This is a genomic window from Marinobacterium profundum, assembly GCF_001528745.1.
Lineage (GTDB): Bacteria > Pseudomonadota > Gammaproteobacteria > Pseudomonadales > Balneatricaceae > Marinobacterium_A > Marinobacterium_A profundum.
In genome coordinates, this window is record NZ_BCNS01000137.1 from 1 (window position 1) to 21660 (window position 21660).

Annotated in this window: 16 protein-coding genes and 1 riboswitch; of the genes, 6 read left to right on the top strand and 10 right to left on the bottom strand. The window is 59.6% G+C overall.

Going from position 1 to position 21660, the window contains the following annotated elements:
* Positions 1 to 349: 349 nt before the first annotated feature.
* The gene (gene iolB, locus MPRO_RS15670; protein ID WP_067294738.1) at positions 350 to 1156 is read right to left on the bottom strand and encodes a 5-deoxy-glucuronate isomerase; all 807 of its coding nucleotides are present in this window, start codon (positions 1154 to 1156) and stop codon (positions 350 to 352) included.
* A 59-nt stretch (positions 1157 to 1215) separates the two neighbouring features.
* Positions 1216 to 2058, bottom strand: coding sequence for a MurR/RpiR family transcriptional regulator (locus tag MPRO_RS15675; protein ID WP_067294740.1), 843 nt, complete (start codon positions 2056 to 2058; stop codon positions 1216 to 1218).
* A gap of 552 nt (positions 2059 to 2610) precedes the next feature.
* Between MPRO_RS15675 and MPRO_RS15680 the strand changes: the two genes are divergently transcribed.
* From MPRO_RS15680 to MPRO_RS15700, 5 genes are all read left to right on the top strand, one after another.
* Complete coding sequence (locus MPRO_RS15680) at positions 2611 to 4545, top strand: bifunctional 5-dehydro-2-deoxygluconokinase/5-dehydro-2-deoxyphosphogluconate aldolase (RefSeq protein ID WP_067294743.1); 1935 nt, start codon at positions 2611 to 2613, stop codon at positions 4543 to 4545.
* Between the two features lie 16 nt (positions 4546 to 4561).
* Positions 4562 to 6412: a 3D-(3,5/4)-trihydroxycyclohexane-1,2-dione acylhydrolase (decyclizing) gene (gene iolD, locus MPRO_RS15685; RefSeq protein WP_067294745.1), complete on the top strand. Its 1851-nt coding sequence runs from the start codon at positions 4562 to 4564 to the stop codon at positions 6410 to 6412.
* Between the two features lie 45 nt (positions 6413 to 6457).
* Positions 6458 to 7357 (top strand): myo-inosose-2 dehydratase, encoded by a 900-nt coding sequence (iolE, locus tag MPRO_RS15690; protein ID WP_067294748.1) that lies wholly within the window; start codon positions 6458 to 6460, stop codon positions 7355 to 7357.
* 45 nt (positions 7358 to 7402) lie between these two features.
* The gene (locus MPRO_RS15695; protein ID WP_067294751.1) at positions 7403 to 8905 is read left to right on the top strand and encodes a CoA-acylating methylmalonate-semialdehyde dehydrogenase; all 1503 of its coding nucleotides are present in this window, start codon (positions 7403 to 7405) and stop codon (positions 8903 to 8905) included.
* A gap of 254 nt (positions 8906 to 9159) precedes the next feature.
* Positions 9160 to 9498 carry a DUF2956 domain-containing protein gene (locus MPRO_RS15700; RefSeq protein WP_067294753.1) on the top strand — a complete coding sequence of 113 codons (339 nt, stop codon included), beginning with the start codon at positions 9160 to 9162 and terminating at the stop codon, positions 9496 to 9498.
* Between the two features lie 747 nt (positions 9499 to 10245).
* On the opposite strand, the gene MPRO_RS15705 is transcribed toward MPRO_RS15700, so the two are convergent.
* The 8 genes from MPRO_RS15705 to fadB form a co-directional block, all read right to left on the bottom strand.
* Entirely contained in the window at positions 10246 to 11703 is a 1458-nt protein-coding gene (locus MPRO_RS15705; protein WP_067294786.1) for a cobyric acid synthase, read from the bottom strand.
* A gap of 14 nt (positions 11704 to 11717) precedes the next feature.
* A complete protein-coding gene (gene cobD, locus MPRO_RS15710) occupies positions 11718 to 12701 on the bottom strand; it encodes a threonine-phosphate decarboxylase CobD (RefSeq protein ID WP_067294756.1) in 984 nt (327 codons plus the stop codon).
* Between the two features lie 58 nt (positions 12702 to 12759).
* The gene (gene cbiB, locus MPRO_RS15715; protein WP_082708863.1) at positions 12760 to 13716 is read right to left on the bottom strand and encodes an adenosylcobinamide-phosphate synthase CbiB; all 957 of its coding nucleotides are present in this window, start codon (positions 13714 to 13716) and stop codon (positions 12760 to 12762) included.
* Positions 13716 to 14369 (bottom strand): 5,6-dimethylbenzimidazole synthase, encoded by a 654-nt coding sequence (gene bluB / locus MPRO_RS15720; RefSeq protein ID WP_067294758.1) that lies wholly within the window; start codon positions 14367 to 14369, stop codon positions 13716 to 13718. The genes cbiB and bluB overlap by 1 nt, the downstream gene beginning before the upstream one ends.
* Positions 14370 to 14376: 7 nt before the next feature.
* Complete coding sequence (cobO, locus tag MPRO_RS15725) at positions 14377 to 15030, bottom strand: cob(I)yrinic acid a,c-diamide adenosyltransferase (RefSeq protein ID WP_102136321.1); 654 nt, start codon at positions 15028 to 15030, stop codon at positions 14377 to 14379.
* A complete protein-coding gene (locus MPRO_RS15730; RefSeq protein WP_067294759.1) occupies positions 15027 to 15608 on the bottom strand; it encodes a cobalamin ABC transporter in 582 nt (193 codons plus the stop codon). Before MPRO_RS15730 ends, cobO begins: the two co-directional genes overlap by 4 nt.
* A 14-nt stretch (positions 15609 to 15622) precedes the next feature.
* On the bottom strand, positions 15623 to 17410 hold the full coding sequence (gene btuB / locus MPRO_RS15735; RefSeq protein ID WP_067294762.1) for a TonB-dependent vitamin B12 receptor: 1788 nt from the start codon (positions 17408 to 17410) through the stop codon (positions 15623 to 15625).
* A 133-nt stretch (positions 17411 to 17543) separates the two neighbouring features.
* Positions 17544 to 17811, bottom strand: a riboswitch (cobalamin riboswitch).
* A gap of 116 nt (positions 17812 to 17927) precedes the next feature.
* On the bottom strand, positions 17928 to 20069 hold the full coding sequence (gene fadB, locus MPRO_RS15740) for a fatty acid oxidation complex subunit alpha FadB (protein ID WP_067294766.1): 2142 nt from the start codon (positions 20067 to 20069) through the stop codon (positions 17928 to 17930).
* Positions 20070 to 20281: 212 nt separating this feature from the next.
* Between fadB and MPRO_RS15745 the strand changes: the two genes are divergently transcribed.
* Positions 20282 to 21289, top strand: a complete 1008-nt coding sequence (locus MPRO_RS15745) for an AraC family transcriptional regulator (protein ID WP_067294769.1) — start codon at positions 20282 to 20284, stop codon at positions 21287 to 21289.
* The last annotated feature ends 371 nt before the right edge of the window (positions 21290 to 21660 follow it).

Sequence of the window (21660 nt, forward strand, 5' to 3'; positions counted from 1 at the left end):
TTTCTATTTAACGCAAAACAGCACAAAAAACAGCCAAACTCAGGTGGCTCGCAGTAGGTTGAGTATTGTCGGACAGCCTCCTAGGAGGCTGTCCGAGAATGCTGGCCGTAGCGAGAGCCGACTGATTTGAGCGGGTTTTTGCGGTGTTTTAAGGCGAATAGTGGTTCTATTTAACGCAAAACAGCACAAAAAACAGCCAAACTCAGGTGGCTCGCAGTAGGTTGAGTATTGTCGGACAGCCTCCTAGTGTGTTCACTTTTGCGGGGGCACATCAGAAACACAGCGGCCAGCCAGGTGCGACAGGGTCACAACCGGCTGCCGCCTTCAATGAAACAGGCAGAGAGCCTGATCAGGCCTTTTTAATCATCCATTCGTGATCGGGGTCATTGTGGAAGATCCAGGTACGTTCGGGGCCGGCCATTACATTGAGGTAATAAAGGTCATAGCCGTGGGCTGCTCCAACTGGATGATAACCCTCAGGCACCATCACCACATTGCGGTCTTCCACCGCCATGGTTTCATCCAGGCTGCGATCATCCGTATAAACGCGCTGGAAGGCAAAGCCCTGGGGTGGGTTGATACGGTGGTAGTAGGTTTCTTCCAGTCGAGTTTCCGCCGGAGCCGCGTCACGATCATGCTTGTGCGGCGGATAGCTGGACCAGTTACCGCCGGGGGTGAAGACTTCGCACACCAGCAGGTGTTCTGCAGCCATGTTGCCGAACAGGATATTGCACACATGACGCTGGTTGGTACCCTCGCCTCGCATCTCGTAACGGGTATCAGCCGGGGTAATCAGGCGGGCACCAAACTCGCCCTTGGCGAGTGCCTTGCACACCGCCAGCTCCAGTACTGTCGTGGCCGTGACGCGGTAACTATCCGAGGGCGGTACATACACGCTATAGGGCGCCTTCTGCTCGAATACGCTCATGCGCTCGCCAAGCCCAGTCCAGCTTTCCTGCTCGGTAGCGATATCCGCCAGACCACTGACCAGCACCAGGCAGACTTCCTGATCGCCAGTCGCCTGCTCCAGCACCTGGCCTGGCTGCAACTGGTAGACCTCAAAACCGACATAGTCCCAGCCAGCGGAGGCAGGCGTTATACGCTGAATACAGCCCTGTTCATCGGGCGTTGTCGGGCGGGACAGGAGCTTGGACATGAATTTCACCTTTATTAGGGTTAAGAGTTCAGTGGGTAGCAACCAGCCCCGCCCGGTATTTAGCCGGCCACAGTCTGCTTGTCGACCCGGTAGGCCAGGCTGATCGACAGCGCCTGAGCCAGGCAAAGGGTGGAGCCAAGAGCACGAAAACCATGTACTTCGGCATCGCGTACCACAAAACAGACAGAGGCCAGCGCCGCCAGCGGGCTGAGCTGACTGTCGGTAATCAGTATCAGCGGTACACCGCGCTCGACCGCCGCCTTGGCGACGTCCTGGGTTTCCGGTGCATAGGGGTGGAAACTGGTGGCGATGATCGCATCGCCCTTGCCAATAGCACCGCCCTGCTCGGCGTACATGCCCCCCACGCCGTCAATCAGATAGGCGCGACGGTCAATATGACGCAGTGCATAGGCGAAATAGGTCGCTACCACAAAGGCACGGCGCACACCCACCACATGGGTGGCTTCGGCTGCGGCCAGAATATCCACCGCCCGCTCGAGATCTTCCTCGCTGATGCTGTCGCGCAGCTGTTCCAGCGCCACGGCGCTGGCGCCGGCAAACTGTGACAGCAGCTGCAGCGGTGTATCCCGGCTGTCATCCCCCAGTTCTTCGCGCGCTATGCGGATGCGCTCGGTATAGCTGGGCGACTCCTGAATCAGCTTTTGCTGAAACAGCCGCTGCATTTCGCTAAAGCCGCTATAACCAAAGGCATTGGCAAAACGCACCAGCGTCGAAGGATGCACACTGGCATCCTTGGCAATCACCGCAACGGTGCCAAAGGCAATCGCATTGGGGTTGTCCATCACATACTGCGCCACCTGGCGCAGGCGCTTGCTCAGCACCGAGTGCTGTTCAGCGATGGCTGACTTCAGATCGGCCAGTGTTTGGGGTACTGCATTCATGGTTCCGCGTCCCTCCAGTGTTCAGGGTTCCTTATAACCCCCGCGCCACTGAATTGGAATGAAATTTCCAAAAATGAAGTAGCGCCGGCCTCTGCACCTGCTCGTGGCGGCATTAAGGCCCGTGCGATAACCCAACCATAAGGAATTTATGTTCCTGTTTCAATATTCACAGAATATTTATTCCATATTGAAGGTCACAACATCCCCTTTAGCGCAGTATCTGTGTCTCTAAATAGCTGTCTGCAACCTATCTGGCCGGTACAGGAGCTTCTATAGGCCGTGGCTCTGACGTCATTTAAGACACTTAAATAAAAAATATTTTCCATTCTGTTGCTGTTATGGAATTTTTATTCTATTCTCGATCCAGACACTCACCACTAAGAGCTCACAGAGCCCGTGGGTAAACCGTACAGCTTGCCCTATGACCGCCACTAAAGCCCTATAGTCGGTCATACTGAATAGCGAGCTGCCGGCAACAGATTTGGAATACTTTTTCAAATTACGACAATAAGCACAGTCGCCGTGGGACGCACGGCCCAGGAGCATCACCCTATGAGCAACTTCAGCGCCAGCAGCGCAGACCGGCCACTGGATGTCATCTGCCTTGGCAGAGCCGCCGTGGACTTTTACGGCGATCAGATCGGTAGCCGTCTGGAAGACATGTCCGGCTTTGCGAAATACCTGGGGGGCTCATCGGCCAACATCGCCTTTGGTACCGCACGCCTGGGCCTCAAATCCGCCATGCTGACGCGGGTAGGTGATGAGCACATGGGGCGTTTTGTGCGCGAAGAACTGGCCCGTGCCGGTGTTGATGTCAGCCATGTAAAGACTGACCCCGAACGTCATACCGGCCTGGTGATTCTGGGTATCAAGGATCAGGAAACCTTCCCGCTGATCTTCTACCGACGCGACTGCGCCGATATGGCGATAAGCCCAGATGATTTCTCGCCCGAGTTTATTGCCTCCAGCCGCGCCCTGCTGATTACCGGCACACACTTTTCCACCGAACAGACCTACGCCGCCAGCAAAACGGCCATGGAACACGCCCGTGCCGCCGGTACCAAAGTCATTCTGGATATCGATTATCGCCCGGTACTCTGGGGCCTCACGGGTATAGGTGAAGGCGAAAACCGCTTCGTCTCCGATGACAGCGTCAGCGCCCACCTGCAAACCGTGCTGCCCTACTGCAACCTGATCGTGGGCACCGAGGAAGAAGTGCATATCGCCGGCGGCAGCACCGACACCATCACCGCACTGAAGAAAATTCGCGAGCTGAGCGATGCCACTATAGTGCTCAAGCTCGGCGCCCTGGGTTGCACAGTACTGGAAGGCGCCATCCCCGACAGCATGGACAGCTTCGATGTCTTCACCGGCGTACGGGTAGATGTGCTCAATGTGCTGGGTGCTGGCGATGCTTTTATGTCGGGCTACCTGCGCGGCTACCTGCGTGATGAAAGCCCCGAGCGTTGCTGCGCATACGCCAATGCCTGCGGCGCCCTGGTGGTGTCGCGCCACGGCTGCGCACCAGCCATCCCCAGTGGCGAGGAACTGGACTACTACCTGCTGCACGCCCACGAAATCCCGCGCCCGGACCAGGATACGGAGCTCAACTACCTGCACCGCGTTACAACCCGCAGCAATGGCGAGTGGAACGAAATTTGCGGCCTGGCATTTGACCACCGCAAGCAGCTGTTCGATATGGCCAAAGCAGTAGGCGCAGATCCTGTGCGCATAAAATCCCTCAAGCGCTTGCTGGTACAGGCTGCCCGTCGCGGCGCCGACACTGCGGGCCTCAACGGCAACGTCGGCGTACTGATCGACGATACCTACGGCCAGGATGCGCTGAACGATGTTACCGGCCAGGGCTGGTGGATCGGGCGCCCGGTGGAACTGCCCTCGTCTTTGCCAATCGAACTCGAAGGCGGCCGCTCCATTGGCTCACGCCTGCGTGAATGGCCCCGCGAACACGTGGTGAAATGCCTGATTTTCTACCACCCAGACCACGCCATCGAGACCCGCCTGGCCCAGGAACGCCAGGCCATGGAACTCTACAAGGCCTGCTGTGCCTCCGGCCACGAACTGCTGCTGGAGCTGATTCCCCCCAGGGACATGCCCCAGGACGACAGCACCCTGGTACGTTCCCTGGCCCGCTTCTACAACCTGGGAGTCCGCCCAGACTGGTGGAAACTACCCTCACCGAGTCGCAACGCCTGGGCACAGATCAGCGACCTGATCAAAACCCGCGCGCCCCATTGCCGTGGCGTGGTACTGCTGGGTCTGGATGCACCGATTGAGGAAATCCGCCAGGGCTTCAATAACACCGCAGGCTTTGATATCTGCAAGGGCTTCACCATTGGCCGCACTCTCTGGGCGAAGGAAAGCCGCCAGTGGCTGGCCGGCGAAATCGATGATGAAAGCCTGATCGACGGCGTCAGCAATAACTACCTGCAACTGATTCAGTACTGGCGCGAACGCACCGCCAGCTAAGCCGGAGATAAGATTCATGAAGACAATCAGACTCACCATGGCGCAGGCCGTCATTCGCTATCTGACGGCACAAAAAGTGCTGATCGACGGTGAACTCAAGCCCATGTTCGCCGGTTGCTGGGCCATCTTCGGTCACGGCAACGTGGCAGGCCTTGGCGAAGCGCTCTATCAGGTGCAGGACCAGCTGCCCACCTACCGCGCCCACAATGAGCAGGGCATGGCCCACGCCGCCATCGCCTATGCCAAGACGCTGAATCGCCGACAGATGATGGCTTGCACCGCTTCCGCAGGCCCAGGTGCCGTCAATATGGTGACCGCCGCCGCCGTGGCCCACGTTAACCGTCTGCCAGTGCTCTTCCTGCCGGGGGATACCTTTGCCACCCGTCTGCCGGACCCGGTACTGCAGCAGGTCGAGAATTTTCATGACCATACGCTCACATCCAACGACTGCTTCAAGCCGGTAAGCCGCTTTTTCGATCGCATTACCCGCCCGGAACAGCTGCTGACCTCCCTGCCCCAGGCCATGCGCGTGCTGACAGATCCGATCGAATGCGGACCTGTGACCCTGGCGCTGCCGCAGGATGTGCAGACCATGGCCTACGACTACCCGGAGCATTTCTTTAACGAGAAACTGCATCAGCTGCGCCGCCAGGCGCCGGATCAGCGCGAGCTAGAAGACGCCATAGCCCTGATTCGCCAGGCCAAGAAGCCACTGCTGATCGCAGGCGGCGGCGTGCACTACTCAGGCGCCCTGGAAGAACTGGATGCCCTGGTCACCCGCTTCAACCTGCCGGTGGGTGAAACCCAGGCCGGCAAGGGGGCCCTGCCCTGGGATCATGAACGGAATATGGGCACTGTGGGTGTTACAGGTGCGGCCTCCACCAATGCACTGGCAGCAGAAGCCGACCTGATCATTGCCGTGGGCACCCGCCTGGGCGATTTCGCCACGGGTTCCCGCGCCCTGATCAACCCGAACGCCAAACTGCTGTGCCTTAACGTCGCCTCCTTCGATGCCATCAAACACAGGGCGCTGCCGCTGGTCGGCGATGCCAAACTGGCGCTGGCCCTGCTGGAAGCTGGCCTGGACGGCTGGCAGCCCGAAGGCAACTGGATCGAAAAAGCGGCCCAGTTGCGCGTGCAGTGGAATCACTCAGTGGACGTGGCCACCACGGATAGAGGCACCAATCTGCCCACCGATGCCGAAGTCGTGGGTGCGGTAAACCGCGCTGCCGGCGAAAAGGACATAGTGGTCTGTGCCGCGGGCGGCTTGCCGGGCGAGCTGCAAAAACTGTGGCGTACCCGCTTTGATCGCGGCTACCACATGGAATACGGCTACTCCTGCATGGGCTACGAGCTGGCAGGTGGTCTGGGCGCCAAAATGGCCAAACCCGATTCCGAGATCTTTGTCATGGTGGGAGATGGCTCCTACCTGATGCTCAACTCCGAAATTGCCACCTCGGTCATGCTGGGCCACAAGATCGTCATGGTGGTGCTGGATAACCGCGGCTTTGGCTGCATCCACCGTCTGCAGCAGTTCTGCGGCGGCCCCGGCTTTAACAACATGCTGGAAGACTGCCTCACCGTTGAAGGTGGCGCACCCAAAACCGACTTCGCAGGCCACGCCCGGGCACTCGGCGCCAGGGCTGAAAAGGTCGGTAATATTCAGCAACTGGAAGCGGCTCTGGAACGCGCCAAGGCCTCGCCTATCAGCTACCTGATCACCCTGGATACCGATGTCGTCAATGCCGCAGAAGAAGGCGGTTCCTGGTGGGATGTCGCCGTGCCCGAGGTATCGCCGCGCGAACAGGTGATGGAAGCACGCCGCCGCTACGAGTCCTTCAAGGCCCGTCAGCTGCAAAATATCTAGCACTCGATAACAAACAATCTAATTGCTGCGATTTTGGAGAACAGAATGAGTGTACGCATTGGTATCAACCCGCTGACCTGGACCAACGATGACATGCCGGCGCTGGGCGCCGACACCTCGCTGGATACCTGCCTCACCGAAGGCAAGCAGGCCGGTTACGCAGGCTTTGAACTGGGCCAGAAATTCCCCCGTACCCCTGAAGCCCTGGGCCCGATTCTGGACAGCCACGGCCTGAGCCTGGTATCCGGCTGGTACAGCAGTGAGCTGCTGAACCGCAGCGCCGAAGACGAAATCGCGGCGCTCCAGGGTCACTTGACACTTCTCAAGTCCCTCGGTGCCAAGGTCATGGTGTTCTGCGAAGTCACCGGCTGCGTGCACGGCCAGATCGAAACCCCGGTGACTCAGCGCCCGGTGATGAACGATGCCCAGTGGACCCTGTTCCTTGAGCGCCTGGATACAGTGGCCGAATACTGTCTCGCCCAGGGTGTGCGCCTGGCGTACCACCACCATATGGGCACCGTGGTCGAAACCGAAGCCGAAGTCGATCGCCTGATGGCCGGCACCTCCGATGCCCTGGGCCTGCTGCTCGACACAGGCCACATGACCTACGCCGGCGGTGACCCACTGGCGGTACAGCAGCGCCACGCAGACCGCATCTGCCATGTGCATTGCAAGGATATCCGTCCCGAGATCATGCGGGATGCCAAAAACCGTGACCTGAGCTTTCTCAGCGCCATGCTTAACGGTGTTTTCACCGTGCCGGGCGATGGCTTTATTGACTACGAAACCCTGTTCAAGGCCCTTAAGGCCAGCAGCTACGAAGGCTGGCTGGTGGTTGAGGCCGAACAGGATCCAAGCGTTGCGCACCCGCTGACTTACGCGACCCTGGGTCGCAATCACCTGCAGCGCTTCTGTGACAATGCCGGACTCGAGATCCGCAGCTAATACGAGCCTTGCGGGCACTCACTGACACGATTAAAAGGAAACAGCATGAAAACTCTGGGCAACTACATCAACTGCGAACATGTCGCCAGCCAGAGCGGCCGCACCGCGACCGTCTACAACCCTGCCACCGGTGAGCCAAGCATGAAAGTTGCGCTTTCCAGCGCCGACGAAACCCGTGCTGCCATCGCCTCTGCGCAGGAAGCACTAGAGGGCTGGAGCAAGGTTTCTCCGCTGAACCGCGCCCGTGTCATGTTCAAGTTCAAGGCACTGATCGAAGAAAACGCCGACGAAATTGCCGCCATGATCACCGCCGAGCACGGCAAAGTATTCTCCGATGCCAAAGGCGAGCTGACCCGCGGTCTGGAAGTGGTGGAGTTTGCCTGCGGCATTCCGCATCTGCTCAAGGGCGAGCACAGCCTGAACGTCGGCCGTGGCGTGGACAGCTACTCCAAGATGCAACCGGTGGGCGTTTGCGCGGGCATAAGCCCGTTCAACTTCCCCGCCATGGTGCCTATGTGGATGTTCCCGGTCGCCATCGCCTGCGGCAACACCTTCGTGATGAAGCCATCCGAGAAGGACCCGAGCACCACCTACCGTCTGGCAGAACTGCTGGCTGAAGCCGGCCTGCCCAAGGGTGTGTTCAACATCGTTAACGGCGACAAGGAAGCCGTTGACGTACTGCTGACCGACGAACGTGTTGGCGCGGTCAGCTTTGTGGGTTCCACCCCCATCGCCGAATACATCTACAAGACCGCCAGCGCCAACGGCAAGCGTGTACAGGCGCTGGGCGGCGCCAAAAACCACATGGTCGTGATGCCGGATGCCGATCCCGAACAGGTGGTTCACTCCCTGATGGGCGCAGCCTACGGTTCTGCCGGTGAGCGCTGCATGGCCATCTCAGTAGCGGTATGCGTGGGTGATGAAGTTGCGGATAACCTGATCCATCGCCTGGGCGAAGAAATCGCCACCATGCGCGTAGGCCCCGGTGTCGGCCTGCCGGAAGAAGCCCATATGGGCCCACTGATCACCAAAGAGCACGCCGCCAAGGTCAAGGGTTATATTGACTCGGGCGTTGAAGACGGTGCCACCCTGGTGATCGATGGTCGCGAATTTGTGGCAGAAGGCCATGAGAATGGTTACTTCGTCGGCCCAACCCTGTTCGACAAGGTCCGCCCCGGCATGCGTATCTATGACGAAGAAATCTTCGGACCCGTGCTGTCCGTGGTACGCGTTGCGTCTTATGCGGATGCGGTGAAGCTGATCAATGATCACGAATACGGCAACGGCACTGCCATATTTACCCGCGATGGCGACAGCGCCCGTCAGTTCTGCGAAGAAATTCAGGTCGGCATGGTCGGTGTGAACGTCCCCATCCCGGTACCCATGGCCTTCCACAGCTTTGGCGGCTGGAAACGCTCCCTGTTCGGCCCGCTACACATGCACGGCCCGGACGGCGTTCGCTTCTACACCAAGATGAAAACCATCACTGCCCGCTGGCCCACAGGCCTGCGCGCCGGCTCCGAGTTCTCGATGCCGACGATGAAGTAAGACCCCGGAAAGGTCCCGCCTCGGCGGGGCCTGGCGTAGAAATCTCTGGCGCTTTGCAGCCCGAGACCCACTTTGGAGCCCTCGTGGCTCCTTTTTTTGTTGTGAGCCGTGATGTCGGGAATTCAAAGCCCGGGCCACAGCCGTAAGGCTTGATCTTGCAGCTATTCATCATTTCCTCATTGACCCGGCCGAGGATCGCAGTCACCGTAGGCCACTGAATAAACGGAACCGCACCGAAAACACAGAGATCACCGATGGTCAGATATTCCAAGCAGAAGGCACCCTCCCCCGAAACCCAGGAAGAAGCGCTGGCAGTCGCCCGCGCCACCCAGCAGCCTGGGCAGACCAAAGAGCAGACCAAGCTGATCGCCAAGGGAATTCAACGCGGAATCGATGAGTACAAGAAACAGCACAAGGCCAAATCGCGGGAACTGAACAAGCGGGTCAAACAGGTCAAGGCCCAGGGCCAGGTATCCGATGCCGAGGAACAGCCGCAAGAGTCCGAATCCGCAGGAAGCCCCGCGCTGCTGCCCTGGATATTGCTGGTGCTGTCCTGGGTGCTGTTTGCGGGCTTTGTGATGCTTAAACCCTGAGCTCAAACAGCGTTTAGTAGATCCAGCGACTGATCTAAGCATTGCTTTTTAATATAGCCAGGTGGGTGCAGGCCCGAAGGGGCGTAACCCAACACTGAACCATCGGTTGATGGGTTTCGCTTCGCTGCACCCTACTTGGCGAATATGGCCCGGTAGGGACGGAAGGTTGGGTAAAGGAGCGTAACGACATGCCCAACAGCCTCGATTGATCGCCGCGCTCCGCTTTGCTCATCCTGCAACAGGATATTAGTTTGTGAAAACTCTAACCGCTAAAGGCCGAGCTAGAGCATTTTTATCTTACATCGACCCATTGCGATGGTTGAGACGAGACTAAAGTGACTTTGTTGGAGCCTGTGCAGGCTGGGGTATCGGAGCGGTTTGATGGCGCATATTCCGCCTTGCTGGCGCGTTACTTTCTTTGCTCGTGCAAAGAAAGTAACCAAAGAAAGCACGCCCCGATGAAGCCTATTCGCTGCGCTCTGAGATCATTCAGCGGGCTGCGCTGACGGTACATCCATGTACCTCATCGCAGGCGCATCAGTCCCTGTTGCGCCCCTTCGGGCCTGATCGCAGAATGACCTCAGTGCTCGCCGGCTTCATAAGGGGGAAGCAAGAGCCGCTCTGATGGTTCGGTGGGCAGTAGGCAACTAGTACTTTCATCTTACCTCAACCCATATCCGGCCGCCTCGAAGCAAGGAAGAACTCAAAACAACCTCGATCGACAGATAAGTGTTTCGTGAAAATGCTCTAGAGATCCAGCAGTCGATCCACCGCGCCCAGATCCAGATGCGCTTCCAGGCAATCCGCCAGGCGGTCTATGCCGGCCTCGCGCAGTGCCTGATAGTCGGGGCTTGCCGCCTCGCTAAAGCCAGCCCAGGCCAGCAGCGCATCGGTAGCACTGGCCTGGTCGAACAGACCGTGTAGATAGGTTCCAAGAATCTGATTATCCAGACTCAGGGCACCTTCATCCCGGCCCTCGATTTGCAGCGCCGGGCGCTGCAGGCCCGCCCCCCGGGTAACACCCAGATGAATTTCGTATCCCGCCACAGTGGCGCCGTTCAGCATCAGGGTCCCGGTTACGTTGCGCAGCTGCTTGTGGGCCTCAAGTGTTGTTTCAATCTCAAGCAAGCCCAGACCTGCACTCATACCCGGAGCCCCTTCAATCCCCAGCGGGTCCTGCACCTGCTGACCCAGCATCTGATAGCCGCCACAGATACCGATCAACTTGCCACCATAACGCAGATGCCGCTGAATCCGGGCTTCCCAGCCCTGGGCGCGCAACCAGTGCAGATCGCTGCGCACCGACTTGGAACCCGGCAGAATAATCAGATCAGCAGGGCCCGGCGTCTCGCCTGGGCCCACAAACTCAAAATCTATCTGCGGGTGCAGGCGCAGTGCATCAAAGTCGGTGTGGTTGCTGATATGGGGCATAACCGGCACCTGTACCCGCAGGCAGGCGCCTTCGGGCCTGGCGTAATGATCCCGCGACACGGCATCTTCGGCTTCCAGGTGCAGGCCATGCAGATAGGGCAAAACCCCCAGCACCGGCTTGCCGGTACGTGCTTCCAGCCAGTCGAGGCCCGACTGCAAGAGCGCAATATCGCCGCGAAAACGGTTGATAACAAAGCCCGCCACCCGCGCCTGCTCGGTTTCGCTCAGCAGGTCCAGCGTACCCACCAGATGGGCAAAAACGCCGCCGCGATCAATATCGGCAATCAGGATCACCGGACAATCCACTGCCTCGGCAAAGCCCATATTGGCGATATCCCGGGCGCGCAGATTGATCTCAGCGGGTGATCCCGCCCCCTCCACCACCACTGCGCGATACTGCTCACACAGGCGCCCGTGGGACTCCAGCACCGCCTGCATGGCGACCTTTTTGTAGTCGTGGTAGATGCCGGCTTCCATATTGGCAATGGCGTGGCCGTGGATAATCACCTGGGCGCCGGTATCGGAATTAGGCTTGAGCAGCACCGGGTTCATATCGGTATGGGGCGCCAGATAACAGGCCTGTGCCTGCACCGCCTGGGCCCGCCCTATCTCACCGCCATCCACAGTGACGGCGCTATTGAGCGCCATGTTCTGTGGTTTGAACGGCGCCACGGCGACACCCCGGCGCGCCAGTACACGACAGAGTCCTGCGACCAGAGTGCTCTTGCCAGCATCAGAGGTAGTGCCCTGGATCATCAGGGTATTGCTGATCATAGGTGTTGTGGCGCTCATGCATTTATCTCCGTCAAGGCCCTGTCCAACCGTGCCCAGCCGGCTTCATCCGGCGGCAAACCAAAGCGCAGGCTCGCGGGCAATTCAAACAATCGGGTAAAAATGGCCCGCTGCGCCAACTCCGCATGCAGGCGCGCAGCATCGGCGGCAGGAACCCACTGAAACAGGGCACAGCCACCAGCGGGTGCCAGATGATGGCGCTGCAACAGCGCGGCCAGGCGATCGCTTTCCCGGGCGAGCTGAAGGCGCATGGACTCCTGCCACCCCCGGTCATTAAGCGCCTGCGTGGCCGCCGCTCGGGCCGGCCCTGAGACGGCCCAGGGCCCCAGCAGTTCACGCAGCGGCTGCAGAATCTCGGGCTGTGCCAGTACAAAGCCCACACGAATACCCGCCAGGCCAAAAAACTTGCCCACCGAGCGCAGTATGATAAGCCCCGGCAGCCCCACATAGGCCGCAAGACTTGCCTCGGGGGTCGCATCAATAAAGGCTTCGTCCAGCACCAGCCAGCCGCCGCGCGCCGCCTGCTGGCGCTGCCAGCCCAAGAGTTCATCGGCACTGATACGCTCGCCACAGGGGTTGCCCGGGTGAATCAGTACCAGCACATCAGACGCCGGCAGGCTCTCGCGCAACTCACCGGCGGATATCGGCTGCACCTCATGACCGGCAAGGCGCCAGGCGTGCTGATGTTCCTGGTAGCCCGGCGACATCACCCGCACCTCACAGGGGGCACGCAGTCTTGGCAACGCCTGAATGGCCGCCTGGGATCCGGCAACGGGCAACAGACTGTCGCAGCCATAATAGGCAACCGCGGCCGTTTCCAGGCCATCGTCATCCTCGGGCAGGCGTGCCCAGCAGTGGGGGTCAAGCGCTGGCACCGGCCAGGCCTGGGGATTAAGGCCCGTCGACAGATCCAGCCAGCGGTGCAGCGCGATTCCCTGCTGCAGCGCTGCGCGGCGCAGCCGTCCACCGTGTTGCAGCATGCTCAAACTCCATAGTCAGTTTTTAATCAGCAGCGCACTGCAACGCAAGTCGCAAAATTCAGATCAGCAGACCCGCGACTATTAACACCAGAAGCCAGAGCGTGACGCTGTGCCGCACCAGCCGCAGCGCCCGGGGGATATCCTCAGGTACAGGTTCAGGCCCCTGCCCGAGCCAGGGCTTTTGCAGCCACTGCCCCCGGTAGCGTGCAGGCCCGCCAAGGCGAACACCCAGCGCCCCTGCGCCTGCCGCCATCACCGGGCCACCATTGGGGCTGTCGCAGGCCGCTGCCTGAGTGCGCCAGCAGCGCAACGCCACGCGGGTCTGGCCCAGCAGCGCATAGCTCAGCGCAGTTAGTCGGGCCGGCAGCCAGTTAAGCACATCGTCGATACGGGCGCTGGCCCGGCCAAAATACAGGTAGCGCGGCGACCGGTAACCCCAGCTGGCATCCAGCGTATTAGCCAGACGAAACAGCACTACACCGGGCAGGCCCGCCACGGCAAACCAGAACAGGGCACCAAATACCGCATCGTTGCCGTTTTCCAGAATTGACTCAATAGTTGATTTTTCAATATCCAGTGTTGCGGCGTCTCTACTGACTATACGAGCTGCATAATCCCGGGCTGTAGCCTCTTCGCCCTGTTGCAAGGCTCTGAACACCGGTTGTGCATGATCGTGCAAACTGCGATGTCCCAGCGCCCAGTACAGCCCCAGCACCGCGGCCAGTTCCGCCAGCAGCGGTAGGCCGGACAGCCACCAGGCCAGCACAATCCCGGGCACCAACAGCAGCAGCCAGGCGATTGCACCGGCGATAATCTGGGCTCTATCGCCCTGCCCCCAGCGGCCATGAAACGCTTGCTCGACCCGGGCCGCAAGGCGCCCGAAGGCCACCAGCGGATGCCAGCGCAGCGGCGGCTCACCCAGAACCCCGTCCAATACGACCGCCACCAGCATGATCAAGGCCGTCGTGAGCAGATCGCCTGAGTGCCATCCATCTCCCGTAAACAGGCCCGGCATTAACTCCTGTCCCAGCCATCGGTCGACAGCAAATCAGTCAGCGGCCGTGGCTCAGCCCAACCGCTGTCCTGCAGCATGGGGCGAGGATAAAAGGCTTCGACCTGCCCCAGACAGAGCACGGCCACCGGCTGACTTCCCGCAGGCATATCCAGCAGCTCTGCCAGGGCGACAGGATCAAACAGAGATACCCAGCCCATGCCAAGACCCTCAGCGCGGGCGGCCAGCCAGAGATTCTGGATGGCACAGGACACCGAGGCCAGATCCATTTCCGGCAGGGTTCGACGGCCAAACACATGAGCTTCGCGCTTGTCTGCCAAGGCGACCACCAGCAACTCACCGCATTCGCGCACGCCTTCCACCTTGAGGCGCATAAACTCCTCTTCCCGCTCCCCCAGCGCCCGGGCGGTATTGCAGCGCTCCTGCTCCACCAGCGCAACAATAGCCGTTCGCAGCGTGGCATCGCAGATACGGATAAAGCGCCAGGGCTGCATCAGGCCCACACTGGGCGCACAGTGCGCCGCCTCCAATAGACGCGCCAGCACCTCAGCTGGCACAGCACCTGGTAAAAAATGCCGCATGTCACGACGCTCGCGGATGGCGCGGTAAACCGCATCGCGCTCGGCATCACTGAAGCTTTGGTCGGGGCGGGTCATGACTGTATTAAAGTTCGATACCGTGCTGGGCCTTAACCCCCGCACGAAAAGCATGCTTTACATCACCCATTTCGGTGACGGTGTCGGCCAGCTCAATCAGCTCGGCCGGCGCGCCGCGCCCGGTGATGATCAGGTTCTGATGTGCAGGCCGTGCCTGGGCCGCCTCGATCACGGCTTCAAGGGGCACATAGCCATACTTGAGGGCGATACTGAGTTCATCCAGCACCACCATGTGAATGTTCGGGTCGGACATCAGGCCGCAGGCGATATCAAAGGCGGCCATGGCCGCCGCGACATCCCGCTCCCGGTTCTGGGTCTCCCAGGTGAATCCCTCGCCCATAACGTGGTAGCTCACGCCCGGCAGTTTGCGAAAGAAGGCCTCTTCGCCTGTGCTGAAGGCGCCCTTGATAAACTGCACCACGCCCACGCGCTGACCGTGCCCCAAAGCGCGTGCCACCATGCCAAAGGCCGAGCTGCTTTTACCCTTGCCGTTGCCGGTCAGCACGACCACTATGCCGCGCACCGTATCGGCCCGGGCAATGGCGGCATCCACCACATCCTTTTTGCGCTTCATGCGCTCTTGATGGCGCAGTTCCTTAGCCGCCGCTTCAGACACCTGCTCAGCAGCGTTTTCGGGTGCTGCGGATGTTGAATCGCTCATGAGATCTCCCTGTGCTGGCTATGCCGCAGTTTCTCAGCCGACAACCAGGCCCCGTGCAGCAGGGTCGTCAGGCCTATATAAAACGCCATTGATTGCAGGCTCAGGGGCCCGTAACGCAACATGCGCTGGGCAAACTCGGCCAGAGTCGGATCGGCAAAACGCCCCGAGAAGTAATAGTAGCTGCCGCTGGAAATCAGCTGGCACAGGCTAGATGCGACCAATACCGACAGCAGCAAGTTGCCCAGCATGGACCAGTGCGCACGGTAACGCGTTGCCAGCCACTGTCCACCCATCCAGAGGGCGCCATAGGCCGGCAACAGCATCGGATAGGACACAGTGATGCACAGGTCAATAGCACCCTGAAAGCCCACGGCGATCATGTCCAGCAGCACAGCTTCAAGCATCAGGCCGGCAAAGGCCCATTTGGATCTGAGGTAAAAACCGGCGATAAAAAACAGTGCCCAGGAAGCACTGGGAAGATTTTCCAGGCTGGCAAAATGATGGCCGCGCGAGGCGGCCATCATCAGTGCCAGCACCAGGCCCAGCACAAGCTGGGCACGGGAGCTGAGTTGCAGCATTGTCTATGTCCTGATCAGGGCTGGTAGGCCAGAGTCACGAAGAAAGTACGGCCTTCTTCGTTGTAATCCGCAGCAGTCTCGTACTCGTCATCAAACAGGTTGGAAACCCGTGCCTGTACCGACCAGTCCGTCGCCAGGGCATAGCTGACACGCAGATCCAGAGTGCTATAGCCATCGAGCTTGCGGCTGTTGGACAGGTTGTCGTAGCGCGATCCCTCAACATGCACACTGGCACCCAGACCCAGAGCACCGACCTGACGATCCAGATCCAGCTGCAGGGTTTCACTGGCGCGGCGCGGCAGTTCATTACCGGTATCCTTGTCTTCATGCTCCAGCAACGTCAGGTTACCGCTGAACAGCCAGGCACCCAGGGACTGCGTCAACACAGTTTCAATACCGCGAATACGAGCATTCTGTATATTGGCAGGGCCAAAGATCGAGGAGTCATAGGCGATCAGATCATCGATGCGGGTTTCATAAACGTTTACCGCCCAGCGACCATTGCCCAGCGGGCCAGAAAGACCCGCTTCCAGTGAGCGGGACTCCTCAGGGCCAAGATCAGCATTGCCGTAGCCCGGGTAGTAGAGTTCGTTAAAGCTCGGTGCCTTGAAGGCCGTACCGTAGCTCGCGCTCAGGCGCAGATCATTGGCCAGAGCATAGCCCCAGGCCAGACTGCCGGTATTGTGGCGGCCGAACTGTTCGTTATCGTCGCTGCGCAGACTGGCGATCAGATCATGTTGACCCAGGGACGCCTGGTACTGGGCAAAGGCACCCTTGTTGTCTCGCTCAGTCACGTCAAAGTCCGTGTTACTGGAGACCTCATCATTCTGGTAATCCAGCCCCAGAGTCAGCAGATTGGACACACCGACAGCGATATCGTTCTGCCAGGAGACATTGTCACGCTCAGTGTCAAAGCGGCTGCTGAAAACGCCATTCAGGAAGTTGTCACTCTCATCCCAGCTGCGACCCAGCTGCAGGCTCGACTGCCAGTTATCCGTCAGTGCCGTAGAAATACGCGCCCCCAGCACCTGCTGGCGCGACTCGCTTTCGTTCTGGAAGCTGCCATCAAACTCAGTTTCACCGTCTGCGCGCAGCCAGTGCAGTTCCACCTCGGAGCTGTCGCCAAACTCACGCCCTACTCGCAGGGTTACAGCCCGGTTACTATAGCCATCCTTATCGGTCTCGCCATCATTCTTAACGTCAAAGCCATCGGTATTTAAAGCGCTCAAGCCCAGATTAAACCAGCCATCGGCGTCACCGCCGGACAGACCGGCATCAGTCTGGTAGGTATCGTGGCTGCCAACGGACACACTGACACGCGGCTTGAGTTCACCCGAGGCTGTGCCCTTGCGGGTAAAAATCTGTATAACACCGCCAATGGCTTCGGATCCATAAAGACTGGAGCGCGGCCCGCGTACCACTTCGATGCGTTCAATCTGGGACAACGGCATATCCTGGAAAGCAAAAGAGCCAAGGGTCGCCGAACCCACTTTGATGCCATCGATCAGCACCAGCACATGGTCGGAATTGGTTCCCCGCAGGAACACCGACGAGGACTGGCCAAGGCCGCCATTGTTGACGACAGAAAGGCCTGGCACGCGGCGCAGAATTTCCGGCAACAGCGTCGCCTGACTACGTTCGATTTCTTCACGGCTGATGACAGTGACCGAAGCCAGAGTTTCATCAGCGGTTTCGGCGGTGCGGGTCGCGGTCACAACAACCGGACTCATGGTCGTGGCCTGGTCGGCCAGTACCACAGAGGAGCTCAGCAGCAGGGCTGCCGGAAAAGCATAAGACTTCATTAAAAACAGATCCTTCCCGTACTCACCCGCACGGCAATCAACAAAGAGAGAGGTAACGCGGAAGGATACAAACGAGGACGCCGCGCGCAGTAAAATCTGAGCGCCTGCGTGCCGCTGCAAAGCCCTCCGCGATGCCGACAAATTGCTTTTGGCCGGTCTCCGGACTCACGACAGAATGCAGATGCACTCTGAAACAGCGCCTTCCCATGCATAAACACAGTGGCGTGTCGCTGTTGCGCGCAGCCTCCAGGCACCAGTGCCAAAAAGGGTGTACGTCGTTTACCGTTGCGGGGGCAGTGCCGGCATTGCCGCGATAGGGATAAACCCCGCCGTCAGGCGCACCGGCTTCCCGATTAAACCCAAGCGCAAAACCCTTGGGTACCAGAAGCAGGGCGCATTGTAGGGGCAGGATGAGCGAATTACAAATGCAGGCAGGTGCTGCCAGATAAAGCAAAGCCCGCGATCCGAAAAACCGGACCGCGGGCTTGGAAGATCCTGCACAGGCGATGGCAGATGCTTAAAAGAAGGTTTCACCGCCAAGCACGCGCACTTTCAATCCTTCGGTCAACTGGTAAAGCGCGCCACAGGCTGCATGACGTTCGACCCGCTGACAGAAGTCCGCCGCCCCCTGGCTGTCGATATAGCGCAGCGCACCACCGCGAAAGCGCGGGAAGCCCAGCCCAAGGATCAGCCCCATGTCCACCTCCGCGGCTGAGTCCGCAATACCATCTTCCAGGCAGCGTACCGCCTCCATGCACAGCGGAATCATCATGCGATCCAGAATATCCTGGTCACTTAGCTCCAGTGCAGGCCCCTTGGCCACATCTATCAGCTGCTGCGCCCTGGGTGCCGCCACCCGGGTGCGGCGGCCATTGTCATCCACAGCGTATTCATAGAAGCCGCGACCATTCTTCTGCCCAAGGCAATCGGACTCCAGCAACTGCTCGGCAATGCAGACACCTTCGTGGGACATGCGCTCGGGGAAACCTTCGATCATTACTTTGTCAGCATGTACGCAGGTATCCAGACCAATCACGTCCATCAGGTAGGCCGGCCCCATGGGCCAGCCGAAGGTCTCCATCACCCGGTCGATGCGCTCGAAATCCACGCCGTCCAGCAGCAGGCGGTTAAAGCCGTTGAAATAGGGAAACAGAATGCGGTTCACCAAAAAGCCCGGGCAGTCGTTAACCACAATCGGGCTCTTGCCCATGGCAACCGCGTACGCCAGGGTCGTGGCCAGGGTCTGGGGGCTGGTATCACGCCCCCTTATTACTTCCACCAGCGGCATCAAATGCACCGGGTTGAAAAAATGCATGCCGCAAAACTGCGCCGGCCGTTGCAGTGACTCGGCCAGTGAACTGATGGATATGGTCGAGGTGTTGGAGGTGAGCACCGCATCCTCGCGCAGCCTGGATTCCACGTCGGCCAGCACACTGGCCTTGATGGCGGCATTTTCCACCACCGCTTCCACCACCAGGTCCACCTGATCGAAGCCCTGGTATTCGAGCGTCGGGGTGATGGCCTGCAGCACCTGAGCTTTACCCGCCTCGTCCAGCCGGCCCTTCTGGATCTGTCGATCCAGCAGCTTGGCCGCCGTAGCCGTGCCCAGCTCCAGCGCCTGGGGCTGAATGTCCTTCATCAGTACGGGCGTGCCACTACTGGCGGATTGAAAGGCGACACCGCCCCCCATTATGCCGGCACCAATGACCGCCGCCTGCTTGACCTGCCCCGCCTGCTTGAGGGCATTCTTGGCCTTGCGTTTGAGCAGCTGTTCGTTGAGGAAAAGGCCGACCAGCGCCTGGGCCGAATCGCTTTTGAGCAGCTCAATAAAGCCCTGCTGCTCAGCCTGCAGCGCCGCCTGGAAATCCAGCGTGATATGGCGCAGTACCAGCGCCAGCACCCTGGGCCCCGCCGGATAATTGGGATCCAGCTTTTCGCCGAGTTTCTTGTCCAGCGCCGCCAGCTCACTGTGCAGCCTATCGCTGGCCAGCATCGGCGCCTGCTTGCGCTCACGTACCCGGCGCAGATCACAACCCGCCTTGATCTTGCCACGCAGCAGTTCAAGCGCAGTTTCATGCAGTGCATCGGGCTCAGCCACTGCATCCACCGCACCCTGCTCCAGTGCCACAGTGGCATTCTGCGGGCGCCCGCTGAGCATCCAGGACAGTGCTGCCTGCGCCCCTATCAAGCGACTCAGGCGTACAGTGCCACCCCAGCCTGGAAAGAGCCCCAGGTGAACTTCGGGCAGCCCCACCTTGCCATCGCTGGCCAGCACGCGAAAATCCGCCGCCAGCGCCATTTCAAAACCGCCTCCCAGGGCCAGGCCGTTGACCGCCGCCACCGACACCAGCGGCAGGCTTTCCATATCACACAGCAAATCATGTACGCTCGTCATCCAGGGCGCCAGCTCCTCGGCACCCTGCTTTGCGCGGTGCGCCAGTTCAGGGATGTCGGCACCAACGATAAAGTTAGACTTGGCACTGCGCAGCAGCAGGCCATCAATGCCCTGGGCTGCGCGCAACTGCTGCACCGCCGCCTGCAGTTCCGCGAACAGGGCACTGGTGAGGGAGTTGACCGATGCACCCTGCACATCGAATACCAGCTCGGCGATGCCGGGCTCTACAATCTGCAGGCTAATTGCCTGGCCTTCATACATCATGATCGCATCCTTATGTTCAGTCGTTGCCGTTAGCCCGGGCGCCGGGCCAAAGCCACAGCTACCCATCAAATATCCCAACAGTCTGGATCAGCCAGGGGTGCGTCACAATGACAATCCCAGCCGTATAATTGACATATCCGGACAGCCCACTTACCCGGGCCTGCCCTATTACGGCATAATCCGTGATCAGCATAGCCAATACGGACAGGCCCATGAGTTCACCGCGTCATTCCATCTCGGTCCACTATGCCCGTACTTTTATTGCCGGGCTTGAACGCCGTGGCCACAACTGCGACGAGATGCTGCAGCGGGCGGGCCTGCACCGCGGCCTGCTCGACAATCCCCAGGTACGCATCACACCCCATCAACTCAGCGCCCTGGTGCAACAACTCTGGCACACTGCGGACGATGAATTTCTGTGTCTGGGCAGCCGCCCCTGCCGCTTTGGCATCTTTCCGCTGATGGCCCGTCAGGCGCTGTATGGCACGACCTTGCGCTCGGTACTGAGGCGCAGCTGTCACTTTTACAACCTGGTGTCCGAGGCGGTGGAATTTGGCTTTGATGAATGGGATGACAGCGCCCGCCTGAGCCTGCGTCTGACGGACCCGAGTATGGATACCGAGCACAGCCTGTGTGAATTCCTGCTGCTGATCTGGCACCGTTTCCCCGGCTGGATGATTGGTCGGCGGGTGGAACTGAGTCGCATGTGCTTTACCCACGCCCGCCCGCGTCACGCCGCCGAATACCGCCTGATGTTCCCGGCGCCCGTGGCCTACGAGCAGCCGTTCAATGGCTTCGAATTCAGCCGCGACCAACTCGATGCCCCCATAGTGCAGACGGTTGCCAACCTGCGTACGTACATGAAACGCGCCCCGCTTGACTGGTTTAGCCGCCAGGCCTTTTACCCCATCTATACTCGCCGCGTGCTGGATCAGCTGGAGCGTGCCGACAGCCTGGCCAGCACCAGCATGGAAGATACCGCCAGCGCGCTGCACATGACCACCCGCACCCTGAGACGCAAGCTCACCGATGAGGGCACCCACTTCCAGGATATAAAAGACGGGCTGCGCCGCGATACCGCCATCCATCTGCTGAGCCAGCCCAGCCTGCCGGTGTCGAGTATCGCGCGCGAACTGGGGTTTTCGGAGCCCTCGGCATTTACCCGCGCATTTCGGCACTGGACGGGGGTATCACCAAGCAGTTATCGCAAGAGGGAGTGAGGTGGCTCGGGTACGGCAACCTTCCGCCATGCACGGCAATGCTCCGCAAGGCTGCGCAGGGGGCCCGTAGGGTGCTGATGAGCGAAGCGAATCGCACCGTTCACCACAGCGAATCGCACCCTTTACCGGTACGGTTCAACCACAGTTCAACCACATGGGTAACAGTTGAGTGCAATGACATAGGTAACAATTGAGTTCAATGACATAGGTGACACTTTGCAGGATTTTGATGCGTCAAAAATGGGGGATATATTCTTCGAAAGAATTTATATTACAAAGAGATAGGGTGATATTCTGATATTCCCTGTTAAGAGCTCTGGTTGTGTCACTTTCTTTGCTCGTGCAAAGAAAGTAACCAAAGAAAGCACGCC

Bases quoted from the DNA above. Each gene is read 5' to 3' on its own strand.
- fadB (WP_067294766.1), bottom strand. From the start codon at position 20,069: ATGATGTATGAAGGCCAGGCAATTAGCCTGCAGATTGTAGAGCCCGGC.
- MPRO_RS15700 (WP_067294753.1), top strand. From the start codon at position 9,160: ATGGTCAGATATTCCAAGCAGAAGGCACCCTCCCCCGAAACCCAGGAA.
- cobD (WP_067294756.1), bottom strand. From the start codon at position 12,701: ATGCTGCAACACGGTGGACGGCTGCGCCGCGCAGCGCTGCAGCAGGGA.
- bluB (WP_067294758.1), bottom strand. From the start codon at position 14,369: ATGACCCGCCCCGACCAAAGCTTCAGTGATGCCGAGCGCGATGCGGTT.
- MPRO_RS15730 (WP_067294759.1), bottom strand. From the start codon at position 15,608: ATGCTGCAACTCAGCTCCCGTGCCCAGCTTGTGCTGGGCCTGGTGCTG.
- MPRO_RS15695 (WP_067294751.1), top strand. From the start codon at position 7,403: ATGAAAACTCTGGGCAACTACATCAACTGCGAACATGTCGCCAGCCAG.
- cobO (WP_102136321.1), bottom strand. From the start codon at position 15,030: ATGAGCGATTCAACATCCGCAGCACCCGAAAACGCTGCTGAGCAGGTG.
- MPRO_RS15705 (WP_067294786.1), bottom strand. From the start codon at position 11,703: ATGATCAGCAATACCCTGATGATCCAGGGCACTACCTCTGATGCTGGC.
- MPRO_RS15680 (WP_067294743.1), top strand. From the start codon at position 2,611: ATGAGCAACTTCAGCGCCAGCAGCGCAGACCGGCCACTGGATGTCATC.
- cbiB (WP_082708863.1), bottom strand. From the start codon at position 13,716: ATGCCGGGCCTGTTTACGGGAGATGGATGGCACTCAGGCGATCTGCTC.
- iolB (WP_067294738.1), bottom strand. From the start codon at position 1,156: ATGTCCAAGCTCCTGTCCCGCCCGACAACGCCCGATGAACAGGGCTGT.
- iolE (WP_067294748.1), top strand. From the start codon at position 6,458: ATGAGTGTACGCATTGGTATCAACCCGCTGACCTGGACCAACGATGAC.
- iolD (WP_067294745.1), top strand. From the start codon at position 4,562: ATGAAGACAATCAGACTCACCATGGCGCAGGCCGTCATTCGCTATCTG.
- MPRO_RS15675 (WP_067294740.1), bottom strand. From the start codon at position 2,058: ATGAATGCAGTACCCCAAACACTGGCCGATCTGAAGTCAGCCATCGCT.
- btuB (WP_067294762.1), bottom strand. From the start codon at position 17,410: ATGAAGTCTTATGCTTTTCCGGCAGCCCTGCTGCTGAGCTCCTCTGTG.
- MPRO_RS15745 (WP_067294769.1), top strand. From the start codon at position 20,282: ATGAGTTCACCGCGTCATTCCATCTCGGTCCACTATGCCCGTACTTTT.